The organism is Aureimonas sp. SK2, from assembly GCF_029813115.1.
In the GTDB taxonomy this organism is placed as follows: domain Bacteria; phylum Pseudomonadota; class Alphaproteobacteria; order Rhizobiales; family Rhizobiaceae; genus Aureimonas.
The window spans coordinates 1-19,838 of record NZ_JAPZDS010000021.1 but is presented as its reverse complement, the minus strand read 5'-3'; the positions used below and the strand labels follow the sequence as shown (position 1 = coordinate 19,838).

The window sequence follows — 19,838 nt, the reverse complement described above, 5'->3', positions numbered from 1 at the left end:
TTTCCACGCGAATTCCCCAATCATTCTTCTTGTTGTCATCCTAAACGGCGTGAAACTATTCGGTAGATACGCAATGGCGGCCTTGCGCACGGGCCTTCCGCATGCAGGAAAATTATATGCAAACCTTGCTATCAAGGCGAACGGCCCGTTCTTGGGCCGGAAAAACAGGAGCCGTTGTACGGTCGTCAGTAAATTTACTTAGTCGGAACGATTAGCCAGGGGAGCATAGCTAATCCCATTTTAATAACCTGGGGTTACGGTCTTGAAAGGACATTTTCACGCTCTATGGGGCAAATTCGATGATGAAGAAGCTGCGGATCGCCACAAAGATCGCTTTGATTGCGCTCTTCATCAGTTCGATCGGCATAGGTGCTTCGATCTATGGGGCAATGACCCTCTTCGCCTCCAACGCCGCTTATTCGGACATGATCGAACGGCTGGACAAGTCGGCGATCTACCTCGCCCGCTTGAACCGTTCCGCCAATGCCGTCGGGTTCGCGGCCTACCGTAGCTTTGCCTATTCCGGGACATCGCAAGAAGCGAAGTCGGCTGCGGAGCTGGCGAAGGAACAGCTCGACCTCATGCAGAAGTACTACGGTGAGGCCGCCAGGCGCTTGACGGATGAAGCAGATGCGCTGCGTGCCATCAAGGAGCAGATGGACATCGTGACGAGCCGCGCCCCGTTGGCCGTGGCCGCCGGTCTCGCGGACAACAACGATGCGGGGCTTGCGGAGATGAGGATCGTCAACCCTGCGGTACTCGCATTGAGCAAGCAGACGGGCGCCTTGAACGACAGGACGATCGCACATGTCACGGAGATGAACGCAAGGCTTTTCGCGCAGGCGGCCAGCGCGTCCTGGATGCTGATCGGCGGTACCATCGTGAGTGCCGTCTTCGGCCTTATCGCCGCATTGTGGGTTTCGACCAAGGGGATCACGCAGCCGCTGACGAACCTCCGGGACCGCATGGCGGATCTGGCCGCCGGCAACCTTGAGACGATCGTCGATGGACAGGACCGTGGCGATGAGGTCGGCGGCATGGCTCGTGCCGTTCAGGTGTTCAAGGATGCGGCGATCCTGAACAAGCGTCTGGAGGCTGACGCCGAAGCGGCCCGGAAGGCGGAAGACGCACGACGCGAAGCGCAGGCTCAGGCCGACCGCGCGAAGGCACAGGAACTCCAGGGCTTCGTATCCGACATCGAGACCGGCTTCGCAGAGCTTGCCGCCGGCAACCTGACAGCCCGCATGAATCGTCCTGTGGCGGCCGAGTTCGAACCCATCCGCGACCAGTTCAATGGATCGGTGGAGAAGCTGGAGCAGACGATCGGCGCGGTGGTCGGCTCGATCGGCTCGATCCGGACGGGCCTCACGGAGATCAACGTGGCGTCCAACGATCTTGCCCAGCGCACGGAGCAGCAGGCGGCAAGTCTTGAGGAAACGGTCGCTGCGCTCGGCGAGGTGACGCGCGCGGTCAACGAGACGGCTGAGAACGCCACACAGGCGCAGGCCAGCGCCCAGAGCGCCCAGCGCAACGCCCAGAAGGGCGGCGAGATCGTGAGCCGGGCGATCGACGCCATGCAGACGATCGAGCAATCCTCGCAGAAGATCGGCAACATCATCGGGGTGATCGACGAGATCGCCTTCCAGACCAACCTGCTCGCGCTGAACGCCGGTGTCGAGGCGGCGCGCGCCGGCGAGGCCGGCCGGGGCTTTGCGGTGGTGGCGCAGGAGGTGCGGGGGCTCGCCCAGCGCTCGGCGGAGGCGGCGAAAGAGATCAAGGGCCTGATCGAGGCATCGAGCCATCAGGTCGGAACCGGCGTCGAACTGGTGACGGCGTCGGGCCGGAGCCTCGAGGAGATCATCGGCGAGGTCGGCGAGGTCAGCCGGGTCGTCAGCGAGATCGCGCGCCGTGCCCAGGAGCAGGCGGTGAGCCTGAAGGAGGTGTCCACCGCCGCCGACCAGATGGACAAGGTCACGCAGCAGAACGCGGCGATGGTGGAGCAGGCGACGGCAGCGGCCCAGACACTGGCGAACGAGACGGACGAACTCGCGCGCCTCATCGCCGAGTTCAAGACGGCGGCGACCGCCAACCATGCGCGCCAGAGCGAGCGAGCGGCCCAGCGCACCGCCAACGTCGGTCGCCGCGCTGCCCCGACCGCATCCGTAGCCCGTCCTGTCGTCCAGATGAAGCCGGTCGCCCAGGGCAACGCCGCCTTGTCGACGCTCCAGGACAACTGGGAGGAGTTCTAGGCCGCATCCAACGACGTGGGGCCGTCGTGATCCGGTCTGAAGGCATAAGGTCCGGGGATCGAGGGCCTCGATCTCCGTCGGATTTACCGACTGGACCGTATTGGGAAGCGGGGGAACAGATGGTGCAGGAACGCCGCTTTCGAGGCTTCACGTTGGCGCATGTCGAGACGCTCGAGGCGCGTGACGATGGAACAATCGCAATGATCGGTCTCAGCGGATCAGGAGATGCGGTTGCGATGATCGTCCAGCCGGAAGCTATCGACGATCTCGTTTCCCGTCTCCGGAGCATTCGGCCTTCCATGTCCTCGAACGCCGGACAGTCGAGCGCGAATCCTTTGGCAGACCTCAAGTGGGACCCGGCATGAGCGAAGTGTCCGCTGCCGTGTCCGACACATGCGAACTGATCGCCTTTTCCGCTGCGGGGCAGGAGTTCTGTGTCGACGTCCATGCCGTCCGCGAGATCCGCAGCTATACTGCGGCCACCCCGATGCCGCACGCTCCGCCCTACGTCTGCTGCGTCGTCAACCTCCGGGGAACTGTTCTGCCCATCGTCGACCTCGGCGATCGCCTGGGGCTCGGCCGCACCGTTCCGAACGCGAGGTCCGCGATCATCGTCGCGGACCTCGATGGCGGACTCGTAGGTCAGCTGGTCGACGCGATGTCCAGTATCATGACGGCCCGGAATGATCAGCTTCAGCCGGCTCCCGACGTCGCCTCGGCTCTCGCACGATCCTGTGTGACCGCAGTGCTGGCGATCGACGATCGGATGATCTCCCTTCTTTCCCTGCAAGATATCCTTGCGCAAGGCGCGGACCTGGCAGCGTGACCCACGGTTCCGACGATCTTCTCGCACCCTCCCGGCGCTCGACCGCCGTCCCGCGCAGCCTCGCCGACGATCTCGACCGTGTTGCGCGCTTCGCGCGCGAGGTTCTGGAAGCTGCCGCCGTTCGCGTGCGCATCGACCATGTGGACGGTGGGACATCCATCCACACCGCCGGGGTCGTGTCGAGCGCATCGGTCACCGAAACAGGGGACATGAACTCTCTCGCCGTTTCGACGGGTGACGAGCGGACCGGTACCTTTCGCTCCGATGTATGCGACCCCGACGGAAGCGTCATCGGTTCTATCGTTATCGAGCGTCCCGGTTCGCCGGCGCTGGAGCGGGCGGAATGTCGCGTGCTGGCGGGTCTGGCGCGTCACGTCGGCGAACGGGTGGAGGCCGCACGTCGGATCGACGCCGAAGCTTCGCAGCGGTTCGAGAGCATCGCGACGTCCTCCCCCGACGCTATCGTCACCGCCAACGGCCGCAACGAGATCGTGGCATGGAACGCGGGGGCGGAGCGTCTGTTCGGGTACGCCCCGAGCGAAGTGCTCGGTCAAAGCCTCAGCCTGATTGTGCCACCCGCGATGAGAGGAATGCACGAGGCCGGTCTAGGAAAGCTGGCATCCGGAGGCGAGCCGAAGCTGATCGGGCAATCCGTAAAGGTTCGGGCCTGCCGGAAGGACGGCAGCGAGTTCCCGATTGAACTGTCCCTTTCCAGGTGGATCGAGCGCGGCGAGCAGAGGTTCGGGGCGATCATCCGCGACATGAGTGAGCGCGTTCAAACCGAGACGGAGCTTCGCGAGGCCGCCGCGACCGATCCGCTCACGGGACTTGCCAACCGAGGAGCGCTGAACAAACGGCTGGCTGACCTTCTGGCGGTCGAGCGTCCCGTCTCTCTTCTCCTGATCGATCTCGACGGCTTCAAGGAAGTCAACGACACGCTCGGGCATCCGGTCGGCGATGCCGTCCTTGTCGAAGTCGCCTCCCGCATCCGGGAGGGTGCATGTCATTTCGGGCTGTGCGCCCGCATGGGCGGCGACGAGTTCGTGGTCCTCATGGAGGACACCGCCAACCCGATGGATGCTCGCTGGCTCGGCGAGACGTTGATCGACGCGATCGAGATCGCGATCGGAGCGTCCGGTGCGCTGGTCACCATCAGCGCGTGCGTCGGGGTTGCCTGTACCGGGGACTGCGGGACGGACGCCGGGACGCTCATCGCCAACGCCGACCTCGCCCTCTACCGGGCGAAGGCGGAGGGGCGCGGTCGCACCCGCCTGTTCACCCCCGACCTCCGGAACAAGGTGGCCGAACGCGGCTTGGCGCGCAGGGAACTTGGTCTCGCCTGGGACACTGGCTCGTACGAGTTGTACTATCAGCCTCAGGTTCTGATCGCCGACGGCTCGGTCCGGGGGGCTGAGGCGCTGCTGCGCTGGAACCACCGGGAGAGAGGGTTGCTCGCACCGGGCGCGTTCCTTCCGATGCTGGAGAGCGACGCGACCGCGCTCGCGGTCGGGGACTGGATCCTCGAGACCGCTTGCCGACAGGCGGCGCACTGGCGCTCCACCATCCGGTCCGACTTCCGGATCGCGGTCAACCTGTTCCCGATCCAATTCAAGTCCGGCGATCTCGTCCAGAACGTCGAGCATGCCCTGCGGGCGGCTGGCCTTTCCCCGGACGGCCTCGAGATCGAGATCACCGAGACGACGATCCTGAAGAGCGACGAGCGGATCCTGTCCCAACTTCAGCGCCTGCGGGCTCTCGGCGTCTCGCTCGCGTTCGATGACTTCGGCACAGGCTTTGCCTCGCTCAGCATGCTGCGAAAGTTTCCGGTCACGAAGATCAAGATCGACCGCTCGTTCGTCAGCGGACCGGACGTCGACGACCGGGACGTGTCGATCACGCAGGCGATGATCCAGATGGCGGATGGGTTGGGTATGTCCGTCGTCGCGGAAGGGATCGAGACGCTTGCACAGCACGACCTGATGCGCCGGCAAGGATGCGACTGGGGACAGGGATATCTCTACGGCCGGCCCATGCCCGCGCTAGGGTTCGAGCGGGCGGCGGAACCCGACGCGACGGAGGCTACTGCTCGTCTCAGTACGGCCGGATGAGCGCGTGTCATCCAAATCGCGGGTCAGCGACGGGTTCTTCGCCATCCAAGAAATTCGCCCCTACCAATACCAAGCCGCGACATAAAATGCACGGGAGCCTCGCTGCCCCTGGACCTTGAACATGTATCCGAACCCGACGACCCGGCGTTTCCTGAAGGCGCCGGATCACCGAGCGGGCTGCATTGGGTTTCGATCCCCGGAAAGGCGTGCAACTCGTCGGCACGGTCTTGTCGGATCATCCCACACCTATGGGTCCGCATGATGCCACTCCTCCGGCGCCCGCTCCCGATCCGAAGGCACATGGCGATCTTCGCCGCTCTCGTGCTCCTTCCCCAGCTCGCCCTCGCGGTCGTGATCGGTACTTGGTACGCCACAGCCGAGCGCCATCGCGTGGAAGCTTCGGCATCCGCCGCAGCCACGGCCATTCGCAGCCAACTCGACCGGGAGCTCGAGGCGATGAAGGCCGCGCTTCAAGCGTTGGCGACCTCCCCGAATGTCGAGGGTGGCAACTTCGACGCCCTGCGTGAGCAGGCTCTGGAGCTGCTGCGATTTCGCGGCTCGGCGATCGCCGTCAGGGACCGCAGCCATCAGCAATTCATGAACACCTATGCGAAGCCGGGTGCGAAGCTGCCCGTCAGCACCGATCCAACCCTTGTGGAGACGGATCGCCGCGTGTTCGAAACTGGGTTGCCGCAGGTATCGGACCTCTACGTTGGAGCGGTCTCGAGGAAGCCCTTCGTCATGGTGGATGTCCCACTGACGCGCGACGGGCAAATCCTTTATGCCCTCAATATGGCGATCGCACCCGAGGCGCTCCGGGACGCCCTTGCGGGAGACAGCCTGCCGGGCGGGTGGATGGTCAGCCTTCTCGACGGCGCGGACCGCGTGATCGCGAGGACGAAGGATCATGAGCAGTTCGTCGGCAAACCCGCGACGGAGTCCTTCCGGCTCGCTGCGACCGGCTCGTCTGGCTTCGTAGCCGGGGTCGAGTCGCTGAATGGAACATCGGTTTCCGCCGCCTACGAGCAGCTCGACGGCAGCGACTGGCGGGTCGTCGTCAGTGTCCCGAGTTCCGTCTTGGCCGCGCCGCTTTGGCAGCTCACCGTGACCCTTCTGGTCGCAGCGCTCCTTGCCGCAGCCACGTCGACGCTCCTGGCCCGCTTCTACTCCGACGGTCTCGACCGCCAGGTGGGATCGGTCCAGCGAATGGCCGATCTCGTCGGTCGCGACGGTCCCCTTTCGCGAGAGGGGGGAACGGTGGTCGAACTCGAGAGCATTGCCGGCGCGCTCCGTGAGGCGGACGTCGCCATCAAGGCCCGCGACCGGCACAAGGACCTGCTGCTTGCCGAACTCAACCATCGTGTCCGCAACACGCTCGCCGTGCTTCTGTCGGTCGTCGGTCAGACGATCCGGGCGGGCGGGGACGTCGAGGCCATAGCCCGCAAGGCTGCCGGTCGCATCATGGCGCTGTCGCGGGCGCATGATCTCCTGTCTTCGGCCGAGTGGAGCCCGATCGCGCTTTCCGATCTCGTGGCGCGGACGACGGAACAGGAGAACGTGTCGATCACCTATGTCGGGGACGACGTGATGCTTCGACCCGAGGCGGTCGCGCCGCTCGCGCAGGTTCTCCACGAACTCGCCGTGAACGAGCGGGTTCACACAAACGGACGGGCCGCGGCGATCGTCGTCCGGGGCGGGATCGAGGGATCGGACTTCCGGCTGGAATGGAAGCGGGACGTATACGACGGCGACGCGGCGGGTGTCCCATCGGGTTTCGGGTTCCGCCTCGTTCGGCTCTGCTTGGAGCGGCAGCTCTTCGGAACCGTCGAACGCTTGGAAGGCGGCACGTTGACAGCCGTCATGCCGCTGCGGTTCCTCACCGTCGATGATGCGCTCGCAGAACCGTTCGCGGCGCGGTTTGGTGTCGGCGGCCCGACGTAACGCGCAGCGTTGCGACGGCGGCCCTCAGCCGCCGATCAATGACAGGATGCGACCTTTCAGGTCCGGCATGGCGAAGGGCTTGGAAACGAGGTCGATGTTGTTTTGCAGGCGGATGCCCTCGAGGACGGATGTCTCGGCGTAGCCCGTGACGAAGACGATCGGCAATGAGGGCCTGAGCTCCCGGGCGGCTTCCGCAAGCTGTCGCCCGTTCATTCCCCGCGGCAGCCCGACATCCGTAACGAGGAGATCGACGGCCGTGTCTGACCGGAGGACCTCCAAGGCCTCCGCCCCGTCCTCGGCTTCGGTCGCCCGAAGGCCGAGATCCTCGACACAGTCCACCATGAGCATCCGCACAAGGGGCTCGTCGTCGACAACGAGGACGCTGCCGCCCTTGGCTTTGCCTAGGGGCAACGGGACGCTCGCAACCGGCGCCGCAGCCTCCGCCACCTCGTGGCGCGGAAGATGGAGACTGACCGTCGTGCCTTGGCCGACCTCCGAACGGATTCCAACTTCGCCGCCTGACTGGCGCACGAAGCCGTAGATCATGGAAAGACCGAGCCCCGTGCCGACGCCGATCGGCTTGGTCGTGAAGAAGGGGTCGAACGCCTTTTCCAGGACGTCGGGCGGCATGCCCGCTCCGCTGTCGCAGACGCGGATGCAGACGCATTCACCGGAAGCGACACCACCAGCCCCGGCCTCGGATGTCGAAGGCGCCTCGTTCGCGATCTCGATCACGATCCGGCCGCCGTCGCGCATCGCGTCCCGGGCGTTGATGCACAGGTTCAGAAGGGCGTTCTCGAGTTGGTTGGGGTCGACGAGGACAGGCCACGGCTCCCCGTCGGCAGCGACGGTGACCTCGATGGCAGGGCCGATCGTGCCGCGAATGAGGTCCATCATGCCGGAAACGAGGCGGAGGGGGTCTGTCGGCTTCGGTGCGAGCGTCTGACGCCGCGAGAACGCGAGGAGGCGCTGCGTAATGCTGGCCGCTCGCTTCGTGGAAGCCAGAGCTCCGGTCAGATATCGGTCGACCTCGCTGGATCGGCCTTCACGGATGCGCGCCTCGATCGTTTCCAAGCTGCCCTGGATGCCCGCGAGGAGATTGTTGAAGTCGTGCGCGAGCCCGCCGGTAAGCTGTCCGACGACCTCCATCTTCTGGCTCTGGCGGAGCGTCTCCTCGGCCGCCATCAGTTCCGCGGTTCGTTGACGGACGCGTTCCTCCAGGTCGGCGTTGAGGGTCGCAAGCTGGTCCGCCGTCGACTTCAGCTCCGCCGCGGCCCCCGCTCGCTCGACATGGGCCCACGAGCGTTCCGTGACCTCGCGCACGAGGTCGAGCTCGTCCACGGTCCACGCGTGCGAACCCTTGTGATGGACCGCCATGAGCGCGGTCAGGCGCCCGTCCTTGACGAGCGGCATGCAGATCGTCGAGCCGATGCCGATCGACTGGAAGGTCGCCGCCTCCTCGGGAGCCAGCTCCCGAAGGTTGTCGTTGACGACCAAGGGCTCACCGGCCTTCAGGTTGCGGACCGCCATCTTTCCGAAGGCCGCGAGGCTGTAGTGTCCGACGATGCTGGATGAACCCGGGGCAGCCCAGTCGCCCCGGATCGTGAACCCGTCCTCGTCCCCGTCCATGTCCGCGTAGGCGCAGACGGACGCGCCCATCGCGGTCCCGACAAGCCTGGTGGTCACCGACAGGATTTCCCCGGCGTCCAGGAGCCGGGCGGTTTCCCGCCCGATCTCGTCGAGCAGGCGCAGGCGGGCCTCGCTGGCGGCAAGCCGCTCGGCTACGACCTTCCGGGAGGTGATGTCGATCGCCGTGCCGATGACGCGAAGGCAGCGGCCCTCGTCGTCGAAGACACCGCGTCCCTTGGCGGCGACCCACCGCACGACGCCGTCCTCCTTGCCGATCGTGCGGTACTCGACGTCGTAAAGCGCTCGTCGTCGGGGATCCGCCGCCGCCGCATACGCCGCGGCCGTTGCCTCGAAGTCATCGGGATGAAGACCGGCGTAGTAGTCCTCCATCGAGACGTCGACATCGGTCGAGATCCCGAACATCGCCTTCACTCGGGGCGGCCAGAACAAGCGTTTGTTGACTTCGTCGACGTCCCAGAGACCGATCTCGGCATGTTCGGTCGCGAGCCGGAGCTGCTCCTCGCTCCGCCGGAGCGCTTCCCGGCTTTCGAACAGGGCTTGCGCCGGGTTCTCGATCTTGCCACCAGGCCGGTGGCCGTCGCCGTACCCCGCATCTTTGGCCATGGTCCGTCCCCCGTGCGCCAAGGGTCTGTGCTTCAAGCGACGCCGTCAGCCGCGCCGACCGACCTCGGATACGGAAGGATTAGCCAAATGGTGGAGTCCTCACCAGTCGGGGTGAGGGTGCACGGGGCGCAAGGATCGTAGGCACCTTATGAATTCCGTCCTTAAGCGTTCAAGGTCATGTTCCAGGTCGGACCATTCTAAGATCCCGTTCGGAACGTCCCCGGCGGAGGATCGGCGAGGGATTTTCGTCGCCGATGAGGCACCGAACGCAGTCGATGCCGGCGGCATCGGCGAGGATCGGCAACGAAAGGGGTGGCGGAAAGCACCGCCGAGCCGACCCGGCGGACTTTTCGGACGGGCTCAAGGGAAGGCGCATCACCGACCACACGCGTTGGACAGCCGCAACCGGCCGGCACGTCGAACTGATTCACGCGCTCTGAAGCGGCGCTATGCCCCTGGCTTCCGCTGGTTCGATATCGACTGACGTCAGATGTGCGGTGGCCTCAGGAACGGTGCGAGTTCGGCATCGGCGCTGGGAGATCAACTGAAATACCGCACTCGGAGGGCGTCGATCGCGACGGCTATGAAGATCATGAAGCCGCCGATCATGCCGACGTAGAAGGAGGGCACGTTGACGATGGCGAGGCCCACCTGGATCACGGTGAGGAGCAGCACGCCGCCCAGCACCCCGACCACGTTGCCGCGTCCGCCGAAGACCGACACGCCGCCGATGATGGGCGCCGCGATGGCGTAGAGCAGGTAGCTCGACCCCTGATTGGAGGTGATCGCCATCTGCCAGGAGGCGAGAAGGAAGCCCGCGACGCCTGCCAGGAACCCGGCGATCGTGTAGGTCGCGATCTTGATGCGGTCGACGCGGATGCCAGCCGAGTTGGACGCCACCGCGTTGCCGCCGACGGCGTAGATGCTGCGGCCGAGGATCGTGCGATTGAGAAGGACGGCCATGGCGACGAGCGCGACCACGAATATCGCGGGCATCACCGGCCAGCCGCCGATCGTCGCCTGGCCGATCCAGATGTAGCCGTCCGCCATGTTGGTGATGGTTCGCCCCTGCGTCAGCGCCAGAAGCGAGCCTTCGAGAATGATCATCATCGCCAGCGTCTCGATCAGGGACACCATGCGCAGCTTGGTGATGCAGAGCCCGTTGAAGAAGCCGATGAGCGTCGCGACCCCGACGCCCGCCAGCATCGCCACGAACCAGGGAAGTTCCAAATTGGAATAGGCGAGCGCGCCGATGGCCGAGGAGAAGCCGAGATTGGCCGGCAGCGACAGGTCGATCTCGGCGACCAGAAGCGGCAGCGACACGGCGAGGCCGATCATGCCGAGCACGGTCGCTTGGACCATGATGTTCTGCAGGTTGAACAGCGTGAAGAAGTAGGGGTTGAAGACGCCGAACAGGACGACGAGCGCGATCAGCCAGATCCACACGACGTTGTGCAGGACCCAGCCAGCGACCGAGCGGCCGGCGGGCTTGGGCGCGGCCGGCTGCGGTGCCGTGGCGGCGGAGGATGAGGGAAGGCTGACGGCTGCGGGCTTCATGGGCGTGTCCTGTGGCATGCGTGCTGACGCGTTCAGGCTTCGGCGAGGCCGCGCAGCCGTTCGGTCGTGATGTCGGAGCCGGAAAGCTCGCGCGTGATGCGGCCCTTCTCAAAGAGGCAGACCCGGTCGGCGATGCGCACCATCTCGTCGGTGTCGGTGGAAACGACGATCACCGACACGCCGTCCCTGGTGAGGGCGTCGATGATGCGCAGAACGTCCTGCTTGACGCCGACGTCGATGCCGCGCGTCGGCTCGTCGAGGATGAGAAGGCGCGGCTGCGTGGCGAGCACGCGGCCGAGGCAGACCTTCTGCTGGTTGCCGCCGCTCAGCGTGTCGACGGCCGCGTCCGGCCCCGCCGCCTTGATGCCCATGGCGGAGAAGTAGCGGGCCGAGAGGGCGCCTTCCGCGCCTTTCCGAAAGAAGCCGCCGCTGGAGACGCCGCGCAACGACGACAGGGAGAGATTTGCGGCGATCGACATGCCGCCGACCGAGCCGTCGCGGCGCCGGTCGTCGGACAGGAAGGCGATGCCCCGGTCGAAGGCCTCGCGCGGGTCGCGCGGCAACGGGCGGCCGGCCTCGCCCTCGCCAGGGAAGGCGACCGTGCCGCCCTGCGCCGGCAGGAGCCCGAAGATCGCACGCGCCAGTTCCTTGGCGCCGGCACCCGGCAGGCCGGTGAAGCCGAGAATCTCGCCCGGCCGGATGTCGAGGGTGGGAACGTCGAGCGAGCCGGCGCGGATGTCGCGAAGCTGGAGCGCGGGGACGCCGGCGGGAAAGCTCCGGCGCTCGCGCTGAAACAGCGCGAGGCCCCGACCGAGCACCAGCTCGGACAGCGTCTCGGAGGTCAGCGAGCGCACGTCGTCCGTGCCGCCGGCGAGCTGCCCGTCACGTAGGACAGAGCAGGCGTCGCAGATTTCGAGGATCTCGTCGTTGTAGTGCGAGATGAAGACGAAGGTGACCCCTTCGGCCTTCAAGTTGCGCATGAAGTCGAAGAGCTGCACCCGGTCGTCGACGTTGAGTGCGGCGGTGGGTTCGTCGAGGATGATGACCTTGCCGCCGCTGAACATGGCGCGCAGGATGTTGAGCTTGCGGCGCGCCACGGCGTCGAGCTTGCCGGCTTGGGCGGCGGGATCGATGCCCGAGCCGGCCAGCATGCGTGCGGCCTCGGCCCGCAGGCGCTTCCACGCGACGAAGCCGAAGCGTCGGCGCGGCCAAATACCCAGCATCAGGTTCTCGGCTGCGCTCATGTGGTCGACGATCATCGGCTCTTGGGTGACCAGGAAGACGCCGGCCTTCTCCATCGCCTTCACGTCGGCATGCTCGACGGGTACCCCGTCGAGATAGATCGTGCCCGCCGTCGCCTGGCGCTGGCCCGAGATCAAGCCGACGAGCGTGGACTTGCCCGCTCCGTTCTCGCCGAGGAGCCCGTGGATGGTGCCGCGACGGATTTCGACGGAAACCCCCGCAAGCGCCAGAACGCCGCCGTAGCGCTTTTCCAGGCGGTCGGTACGCAGCACGACGGAGCGGTCGGCTTGGGCCTCGGGCCGAGGCTGAAGGGTGGTGGTCATGACGTCCTCCGCCGGAACCGGACGACGGCGCGAGGGCCAGGGACCTCCGCGCCGCACTTCGGGATAGGGGATCAGGAGTAGGGGATGCCCCAGTCCTTCTCGGCGATCGCACCCCAATGGCGCTTGTCGTCGGCGTTGGAGCCGTCGATCACGAAGGGCGGGATGATGAGCGTCGGGCCGGTGGCGCCGTTGACGATCTCGCCCTTCTCCCAGAAGTACTTCGTGTTTTCGTAGGCACCGAGCGGCACGGCCTGTCCAGGAATGGCGTGCTTGTGGAGCATCTCCACCGCGATCTCGCCATAGGCGATCGGATCCTGCGAGACGCAGGCGTCCATGTAGCCTTCCTGGATCCACTTCAGCGCGATCGGCTCGCCGTCGATGTTGACGAAGATCACGTGGCCGTCCTCGCCTACCTTCTTCCACCGGTTGCGCTGCTGGAGCGCGGTGACGATGCCGCGCGAGGGCGAGTCGCTCGGCGCGTGGACTGCGTCGAGGTCGGGGAACTCCGACAGGGTGGAAAGCGTGACCGCGAGCATCTGGTCCAGCGCGCCTTCGGTCGGGCGGGCGAGATACTTGATGTCCGGGTACTTGGCGAACTCCTCGTCCATGCCCTCCTTGCGCTGACGCCAGGCGACGCTCTGCAGGGCGCCGAAGCAGTTCAGCACCGTGCCCTTGGGGCTGCCGTGCTTTTCGGTCAGGCGCTTGATGATCTCCTGCGCCGCCATGACGCCGCCGAGCTTGTTGTCGAACGACACGGTGATGGCGACCTCGCCGCCATCGGCCGGGGTGTCGATGATGGCAACCGGAATCTTGCGCCCGTTGTAGCGGCGGATGGCGCTGACGATGGCCTGGCTGTCGATCGGATCGGAGACGATGGCGCTCGGCTGGCTGAGCATGAGGCTTTGCCACTGCTCGAGCTGCCGGGTGTTGTCGAAGCTGGCGTTCGTCGCCTGGAAGCGCCAGTTCTGCGCCTCGACCGCGCGCTTCACCGCTTCTTCCTGGATGACGAAGAAATAATAGTCGAGGCTCTTGTTGCTGTAGGGCACGAAGACCGCTTCCTGCGCGAAGGCGGCCCGACCCCCCACAAGGGCAGTGGCGCCGAGCGCGGCGCCGGCTTGCAAGAGATGGCGACGATTGATCTGTGGCATGGGGCTGCTTCTCCTCCCAGAGCGATAAATGTAGTAATACTAGACGTTGCGGCGAGCCGTCAAGAAGTCCCGTGGCCGGGGCTCGAAATGCTGCCGGAGCGGGAGCGGCGAGATGCATGTGCGGCGTGGCGCCGGCCGCTAATGGCCGACGTTCGATGGCGTAGTGCCGAAGGAAATCTTGCTTTACTAGATTTTGCGCATGAGCACGTCGGAGGTGCCGTCGAACTTGCCGACGACCATGCCCGCCGACTCGCGCGTGAAGAGGCCGTTCTCCACCACGCCGGGGATGCGATTGAGGGCGATCTCCAGCGGGGCGGGCTCGGCGATCACCGGCCCGCAGCGGCAGTCGAGGATGAAGTTGCCGCTGTCGGTGACGACGGGCTGGCCCTCGCGCAGCCGCCGCTCGATCGTGGCGCCCTCGATCCCATGCTCGGCAAGGGTCGCCTCCACTATGCGCTGCGTCTGCTTCCAGGCGAACTGCACGACCTCCACAGGCAGGGGGAACGTGCCGAGCCGGTCGACGATCTTGGTCTCGTCGCAGATCGTGATCATCCGCCTGGAGGCGTGGGCGATGATCTTCTCCCAGAGAAGGCACGCGCCGCCGCCCTTGATCATGTTGAACTGACGGTCGATCTCGTCCGGCCCGTCGACCGTGAGGTCGAGCTCGCCGATCTCGTTCGGGTCGATCAGCTCGATGCCCGATTCCCGCGCGACCTGGTTGGTGGCGCGCGACGTCGTGGTGCAGGTGAGGCGCAGGCCGTTGGCCACGTGCTTTCCAAGCTCGCGCACGAAGAAATGCGACGTCGTGCCCGAGCCGAGGCCGAGCTTCATGCCGTCCGTCACGAACTCCTCGATGACGCGGCGCCCGGCCACGCGTTTCGCTTCGTCCTGTGCGCTCATAGGGTTCTCCATGCTTGCCTGTGCCGCGTTGGTCGCGGGGGGAGGGAGGCCGAGACGGGCCTTCAGATCTTTTCGGTCTGCCAGGAATCGAGCGCCGGCAGCTGATCGGGAAACTCGCTGCCGCCGATCATGGCGATCGACGTGACGAGCATGTTGACGACGAGATGGTGGTTGAGCCGCGAGGCGAGCGGGGTCAGCAGCTCTGTTCGGTCGTAGGGCACGACGGCCACGAGCGCGTCGGTCACCGCCGAAAGCGGGCTGTCGGCCGCCGTTACGGAGACGACCTCGGCCCCGCCCGCCCGCGCGGCGGTCGCGATGTCCACCATCTGCTTGGTGTGGCCGGACTGCGAGAAGATCAGCGCGACCTCGCCCGGCCTCGAGGTCTCCGCATGGAGCCACTGCTTCTTGCGCCCGATCAGCGCCTCGCAGCGGATGCCGAGGCGCTGGAACTTGTGTTCGGCGTCGAGCGCGGTGATTTCGGAGATGCCCGAGGCGTAGATGCCGATCCACGTCGCCGCCTGGAGGCGCTTGGCCGCCTCTTCGAGCTGCGGCGGCTCGAGGTCCTCGAGCGCCCGTTGGATGGCGTTCAGCGAGTTGCGCGCCGTCTTGCGCACGATGTTGGCGATGGAATCGCCGGGAATGATCTGCTCGTAGGCGAAGGGCGCGGAGGGTACGAGGCTCTGCGCCAGAAAGAGCTTGAAGTCGCCGTAGCCTTCGAAACCAAAGCGGCGGCAGAAGCGCACGATCGTGGGATCGCTGACCCCGGACTTCTGCGACAGGGTCGCCATGCTCATGTGGATCACGGCGTTGGGATCGGTCGCGACGATGTCGGCGACGCGGCGCTCCGCCGCGCCCATCATCTCGCGTTCCGACAGAATGCGCTGAAGAAGGCTCGTCGTCATCGGCGTCAGGCGGACCGGCGGGTGGCGGCTGGCTTGAGCGCGAGGAGGTCGGCAAGCCGCTCCAGACGAAAGGCGTCGTCCACCTGCAGGAGCGATCCGCCTCCCCAGGGCACGGCGTGGAATGGAATGCCGGCGCCCATTGCCGTCGCTTGGTCGACGGCCGTGTCGCCGACATAGGCGACGCGCGCGGGCGCGACATCCATGCGCTCGCACACCGTCAGAAGATGGGCCGGATCGGGCTTGCAGGCCGGTGCGGCGTCGGCCCCGACCACGGCCTCGAACAGCGGCGCGATGCCGAGGAGGTCGAGCACCTTCAGCGTCAGCGCATGCGGCTTGTTGGTGCACAGGCCCAGCCGGAAACCGGCATCGCGCAGGAGCCGTAGGTCTTCCTCGACATGAGCGTAGAAGCGGGTATGGCGCGCCGGGCTTCGTTCGTAGTTGGCGATGTAGGTCGGCACGGCCTCGTCCACCAATGCATCGTCATGCGGCAGGCCGACAGCCTTCAGGAGATCGAGAAGCAGCCGTCGCGGGCCATTGCCGATGAAGCCCTCGACGAAGGCCGGATCCTGCTCCGGCCAGCCCTTCGAGGCGAGGTATTCGTTGACGGCCGCCGCGATGTCGTGGGCGCTGTCGATCAGCGTGCCGTCGAGATCGAAGATCAGGACGTCGGCGGTGGCGGAGGGGGAGGGCATCGGCAAGGGGCTCCTGGCCTTCGAGTCACGGGTCCAGGCGCGGGTGGCCGAGATCGGTCGAGGCCTGCGCGAGGGCGGAATGAAGGGTGCGGTAGATGCGGTTCGCGGCCTCGTAGACGGCGCCCGTATCCGGGTTCGGCGCGTCGCGCGTCACCGCGCGGCAGACGGCGGCGGCGCTCGTGGCGTCCGGCCAGACACCGATGCCGACCCCGGCTAGGAGGGCCGCGCCGAAGGCGCCGCCCTCTGCCGCGCCCTCCGTCGTCACGACGTCGCAACCGAAGAGGTCGGCCTGCATCTGGCGCCAGAGCGGCGAGCGGGCGCCGCCGCCCGACGCCTTGACGATGCCGCGTCCGATGCCGGCTTCTTCCATGACGGCGAAGATGTCGAACAGTCCATGCACGACGCCTTCCATCACGGCGCGCGTCATGTCGGCCGCCCCGTGTCGGGCTGTCAGGCCGACGAACGCGCCACGGGCGGCGGGATCGGGGTGCGGGCAGCGCTCGCCGAAGAGGTAGGGCAGGAAGAGGAGGCCTTTGGCACTGGCTGGGCTCGTTGCCGCGCGCGCCACGAGGGCGTCGAACGAGGGCGCCTCGCCACCCGCGAAGTCGGCGGCAAGGCCCCGGAACCAGCTCATGGCCCCCCCGGCATTCAGCGAGACGCCCATGCAGTGCCACATGGCGGGGTCGACGTTGCAGAAGACCTGAAGCCGGCCGCCGGGATTGTCGCTGGGCCGGTCGAGGGCGCAGGCGACGATGCCGGCCGTGCCGATGGTGGTCTGGATTTCGCCCGGCACGATGACGCCCGAGCCCAGCGTCTGGATCACGGCGTCGCCACCGCCACCGACGACCGGGATGCCCTCCGAGAGCCCAAGCAGCGCCGCCCCCGAGGCGCTGAGGCGCCCGCTCACCGTAGAGGATTCGTGCACCGGCGGCAGGAGATCGGGCGAAAGGTCGAGACGGTCCAGAAGCTCGGTCGACCAGCGGCGAGCGCGCGTGTCGAAGAGACCCGTGCCGGAGGCATCGGAAACCTCGGTCGCGCGTTCGCCGGTGAGGACGAGGCGCAGATAGTCCTTCGGGTTGAGGACATGGGCGAGCCGGCCGAAGAGCTCGGGCTCGTGCGCGCGCATCCAGAGGATCTTGCCACCGGTATAGCCGGCCAGCATCCGGTTGTTGGTGAGCGCGAGAAGCGCCGCCTCGCCGCCGGCGCGATCCGTGGCTTCAGCACATTCGGCGGCGTTGCGCTGGTCGTTCCAAAGGATCGCCGGGCGCAGCACCCGGTGCGCCGCATCGAGCGGCGTCAGCCCGTGCATCTGGCCGGACAGGCCGATCGCCTTCACCGACAGGTCCGGGTTCTCGGCGAGGAGGGAGCCGACGGCACGGCGCGCGGCGTCCACCCAGTCGGCGGGGTTCTGCTCGCTCCAGCCGGGACGCGGCTGGGACAGGGGGTAGGTCTCGGTGCGGCTTGCCAGAACCGCGCCGTCGAGGCCGGCCAGAAGCGCCTTGCATCCGGAGGTTCCGATATCGATCCCGAGGAGGCACTCGGTCATGGGATCAGCGCGCCTCGTCGTAGCGGATGCGGATATGCTTGAAGTTCAGATATTCCAGCATCCCCTCGCGGCCATGCTCGTAGCCGACGCCGCTCTGCTTGCGCCCTCCATAGGGCGCGTTCATCACGCCGGCATCGACGTTGTTGACCGCGACGTTGCCGTAGTCGAGCCGGCGCGAAAGGGTGCGCACCTCGTTCATGTCGCGGGCATAGATGTAGGAGGCGAGGCCGTAGGGCGTGTCGTTGGCAAGCGCAGCCGCCTCACCGAGCGTGTCGAAGGGCGCGACGCCGACGAGCGGGCCGAAGGTTTCCTCCGTCATCACCTTCATCCCGTGGGTGCAGTCCGCAACGACGGTCGGGCGGAAGAAGTGCCCGCGCGAGAAGGCCTCGCCCTCCGGCGCCGAGCCGCCCGCCACGAGCCGCGCGCCTTTCTCCAATGCGTCGGCAAGATGCGCCTTTGTCTTTTCCAGCGGCTCGGCCGAAGCCATGGCCCCAAGATCGGCATCGGGCTTTTCCAAACCGTTGGCGATGGTGAGCCTATCCACCGCCCCCTTCAGCTTGTCGAGGAAAGCCTCGTAGTGCGGCCGGGCGACGTAGATGCGGTTCACCGCGATGCAGATCTGGCCCATGTTGCGGAAGCCCCGCCGCGCGGCACCCTTGGCCGCCGCGTCCAGATCGGCCGAGGGCGCGACGATCAGCGGGCAGTTGCCGCCGAGCTCCAGCGACATGCGCCGCACGATCGGGGTCGTGCGTTGGATATGGAGGCCGACGGCGCTGGAGCCGGTGAAGGCGATCTTGTCGATGTCGCGGTGCTCCACCAGCGCCTGTCCGACCTGCGACCCCTTGCCGGTGACGATGTTGACGACGCCTGCCGGGATCCTTGCCTCGATGCAGGCCTCGGCGATGGCGAGCGCCGTGAAGGGCGTGAGTTCGGCCGGCTTGATGACGACCGTGCAGCCGGCGGCGAGCGCGCCGCAAAGTTTCCAGCCGATCAGCTCGGCCGGATAGTTCCAGGGTGTGATCGCGCCGACGACGCCGATCGGCTCGCGCACCACCATGCTCTCGTGGTCGGTGGTCGCGCCCGGCACGATCTCGCCGTGAACGCGCTCGGCCTCCTCGGCATAGAAATGGCAGGCTTCGGCGAGCTTGAGGATCTCGCCGCGCGCCTCGTTGAGCGGCTTGCCCTGCTCCGAGGTCATGATGCGCGCCATCGTGTCGGCACGGGCCGCGATCACCTCGCCAAGCCGGTGCAGGGCGGCCGAGCGCTCCTTCGGGGCGAGTTGTGCCCAGGGTTGAAAGGCCGCGCGTGCCGCGGCGACGGCGGCGTCCACCTCGGCCCCCGTCGCCGCGGCGATACGGCCGATCACCTCTCCTGTCGCCGGATTCTCGACAGGCAGGGTTTCGCCCGCTCCCCGACGCCACTCGCCGGCGATGAAGAGCTGGGAATCGTAGGCTGCGAGCATGATGCGTCCTGCGGGTCTCGTGTACCGGAAGGTGGGCCGCCGGCTAGTTTCGGACCGATCTAATATAGCTTTACTACATATCGCAAGCGGGAAAGCGACGGAAGCCGCATCGAGCCTTACGCGCAACGAAATCGCTTGTCAGCACGGCACACGCTGTACGTTCGATGTCCGGAGAGCCATTCCTTTTTCTCGAGCAGGCTTGCCGATTTCGACGTGACTCGCTATCGAAGGGGGCGACGTAATAGTTTTGCTACGTTCGAGATTTCGATGCTGACAGATGGGTTGGACAGCGCCAAGCTGGTCGGATGCGCCTTGCGTCCGGACCTTGGCGGCGCCTCGGTCGCAACCTCGCGCGGCGCGGCCATCGAGGTCACGCCAACCGCGCCGACGATGGCCGGTCTCCTCGACGCCGTCGGCAACGGCCGAGTTCGTCTGCCTCCCGACCCTGCGACGCTGGGTTCGCCATCGTCGTCTATGATACCCGCCTCGCCGGATAGAGAGTTCACGTCGCGCTGCCCACTCCGGGCGCGGCTTCCAGCCGTCAGGCCGGCGGAAGGCCCCTCCGGGGAACGATCGAAAGACTGACTTTCATGACGACGACCCTGATCGAACGGCTGCGCACGATTGCCGGCCCGACCCATGTCCATGTCGGCACGCGAGCCACGCGTCGCTTCCGGAAGGGCTACCGT

At 66.5% G+C, this 19,838-nt stretch carries 14 protein-coding genes; 5 read left to right on the top strand and 9 right to left on the bottom strand.

Going from position 1 to position 19,838, the window contains the following annotated elements; all coding sequences use genetic code 11:
• The first annotated feature begins 299 nt into the window (after nt 1-299).
• From O5O54_RS19865 to O5O54_RS19845, 5 genes are all read left to right on the top strand, one after another.
• Entirely contained in the window at nt 300-2,249 is a 1,950-nt protein-coding gene (locus tag O5O54_RS19865) for a methyl-accepting chemotaxis protein (protein ID WP_279483596.1), read from the top strand.
• 119 nt (nt 2,250-2,368) lie between these two features.
• Nucleotides 2,369-2,614: a hypothetical protein gene (locus tag O5O54_RS19860; RefSeq protein ID WP_279483595.1), complete on the top strand. Its 246-nt coding sequence runs from the start codon at nt 2,369-2,371 to the stop codon at nt 2,612-2,614.
• Complete coding sequence (locus tag O5O54_RS19855; protein WP_279483594.1) at nt 2,611-3,075, top strand: chemotaxis protein CheW; 465 nt, start codon at nt 2,611-2,613, stop codon at nt 3,073-3,075. The genes O5O54_RS19860 and O5O54_RS19855 overlap by 4 nt, the downstream gene beginning before the upstream one ends.
• Nucleotides 3,072-5,183: a bifunctional diguanylate cyclase/phosphodiesterase gene (locus O5O54_RS19850; RefSeq protein ID WP_279483593.1), complete on the top strand. Its 2,112-nt coding sequence runs from the start codon at nt 3,072-3,074 to the stop codon at nt 5,181-5,183. Before O5O54_RS19855 ends, O5O54_RS19850 begins: the two co-directional genes overlap by 4 nt.
• Before the next feature lie 300 nt (nt 5,184-5,483).
• On the top strand, nt 5,484-7,124 hold the full coding sequence (locus O5O54_RS19845) for a sensor histidine kinase (protein ID WP_279483592.1): 1,641 nt from the start codon (nt 5,484-5,486) through the stop codon (nt 7,122-7,124).
• Nucleotides 7,125-7,148: 24 nt separating this feature from the next.
• Here O5O54_RS19845 and O5O54_RS19840 read toward each other — a convergent pair whose 3' ends face one another.
• From O5O54_RS19840 to O5O54_RS19800, 9 genes are all read right to left on the bottom strand, one after another.
• Nucleotides 7,149-9,377: an ATP-binding protein gene (locus tag O5O54_RS19840; RefSeq protein ID WP_407061736.1), complete on the bottom strand. Its 2,229-nt coding sequence runs from the start codon at nt 9,375-9,377 to the stop codon at nt 7,149-7,151.
• Nucleotides 9,378-9,917: 540 nt separating this feature from the next.
• Nucleotides 9,918-10,934 (bottom strand): ABC transporter permease, encoded by a 1,017-nt coding sequence (locus O5O54_RS19835; protein WP_279483591.1) that lies wholly within the window; start codon nt 10,932-10,934, stop codon nt 9,918-9,920.
• Between the two features lie 32 nt (nt 10,935-10,966).
• Nucleotides 10,967-12,499, bottom strand: coding sequence for a sugar ABC transporter ATP-binding protein (locus O5O54_RS19830; RefSeq protein WP_279483590.1), 1,533 nt, complete (start codon nt 12,497-12,499; stop codon nt 10,967-10,969).
• A 71-nt stretch (nt 12,500-12,570) separates the two neighbouring features.
• Nucleotides 12,571-13,647, bottom strand: coding sequence for a sugar ABC transporter substrate-binding protein (locus tag O5O54_RS19825; RefSeq protein WP_279483589.1), 1,077 nt, complete (start codon nt 13,645-13,647; stop codon nt 12,571-12,573).
• A 186-nt stretch (nt 13,648-13,833) separates the two neighbouring features.
• Nucleotides 13,834-14,547 carry a ribose 5-phosphate isomerase A gene (gene rpiA / locus O5O54_RS19820; RefSeq protein ID WP_279483588.1) on the bottom strand — a complete coding sequence of 238 codons (714 nt, stop codon included), beginning with the start codon at nt 14,545-14,547 and terminating at the stop codon, nt 13,834-13,836.
• A 62-nt stretch (nt 14,548-14,609) separates the two neighbouring features.
• The gene (locus O5O54_RS19815) at nt 14,610-15,449 is read right to left on the bottom strand and encodes a MurR/RpiR family transcriptional regulator (RefSeq protein ID WP_279483587.1); all 840 of its coding nucleotides are present in this window, start codon (nt 15,447-15,449) and stop codon (nt 14,610-14,612) included.
• 5 nt (nt 15,450-15,454) lie between these two features.
• Nucleotides 15,455-16,141, bottom strand: coding sequence for an HAD-IA family hydrolase (locus tag O5O54_RS19810; RefSeq protein WP_279483586.1), 687 nt, complete (start codon nt 16,139-16,141; stop codon nt 15,455-15,457).
• 25 nt (nt 16,142-16,166) lie between these two features.
• Nucleotides 16,167-17,687 carry a xylulokinase gene (xylB, locus tag O5O54_RS19805; RefSeq protein WP_279483585.1) on the bottom strand — a complete coding sequence of 507 codons (1,521 nt, stop codon included), beginning with the start codon at nt 17,685-17,687 and terminating at the stop codon, nt 16,167-16,169.
• A gap of 4 nt (nt 17,688-17,691) precedes the next feature.
• Nucleotides 17,692-19,149 carry an NAD-dependent succinate-semialdehyde dehydrogenase gene (locus O5O54_RS19800; protein WP_279483584.1) on the bottom strand — a complete coding sequence of 486 codons (1,458 nt, stop codon included), beginning with the start codon at nt 19,147-19,149 and terminating at the stop codon, nt 17,692-17,694.
• Nucleotides 19,150-19,838 lie beyond the last annotated feature (689 nt).

Coding starts and splice junctions, on each gene's coding strand:
- O5O54_RS19865 (WP_279483596.1), top strand. CDS start 300: ATGATGAAGAAGCTGCGGATCGCCACAAAGATCGCTTTGATTGCGCTC.
- O5O54_RS19860 (WP_279483595.1), top strand. CDS start 2,369: ATGGTGCAGGAACGCCGCTTTCGAGGCTTCACGTTGGCGCATGTCGAG.
- O5O54_RS19855 (WP_279483594.1), top strand. CDS start 2,611: ATGAGCGAAGTGTCCGCTGCCGTGTCCGACACATGCGAACTGATCGCC.
- O5O54_RS19845 (WP_279483592.1), top strand. CDS start 5,484: ATGGCGATCTTCGCCGCTCTCGTGCTCCTTCCCCAGCTCGCCCTCGCG.
- O5O54_RS19840 (WP_407061736.1), bottom strand. CDS start 9,377: ATGGCCAAAGATGCGGGGTACGGCGACGGCCACCGGCCTGGTGGCAAG.
- O5O54_RS19835 (WP_279483591.1), bottom strand. CDS start 10,934: ATGAAGCCCGCAGCCGTCAGCCTTCCCTCATCCTCCGCCGCCACGGCA.
- O5O54_RS19830 (WP_279483590.1), bottom strand. CDS start 12,499: ATGACCACCACCCTTCAGCCTCGGCCCGAGGCCCAAGCCGACCGCTCC.
- O5O54_RS19825 (WP_279483589.1), bottom strand. CDS start 13,647: ATGCCACAGATCAATCGTCGCCATCTCTTGCAAGCCGGCGCCGCGCTC.
- rpiA (WP_279483588.1), bottom strand. CDS start 14,547: ATGAGCGCACAGGACGAAGCGAAACGCGTGGCCGGGCGCCGCGTCATC.
- O5O54_RS19815 (WP_279483587.1), bottom strand. CDS start 15,449: ATGACGACGAGCCTTCTTCAGCGCATTCTGTCGGAACGCGAGATGATG.
- O5O54_RS19810 (WP_279483586.1), bottom strand. CDS start 16,141: ATGCCCTCCCCCTCCGCCACCGCCGACGTCCTGATCTTCGATCTCGAC.
- xylB (WP_279483585.1), bottom strand. CDS start 17,687: ATGACCGAGTGCCTCCTCGGGATCGATATCGGAACCTCCGGATGCAAG.
- O5O54_RS19800 (WP_279483584.1), bottom strand. CDS start 19,149: ATGCTCGCAGCCTACGATTCCCAGCTCTTCATCGCCGGCGAGTGGCGT.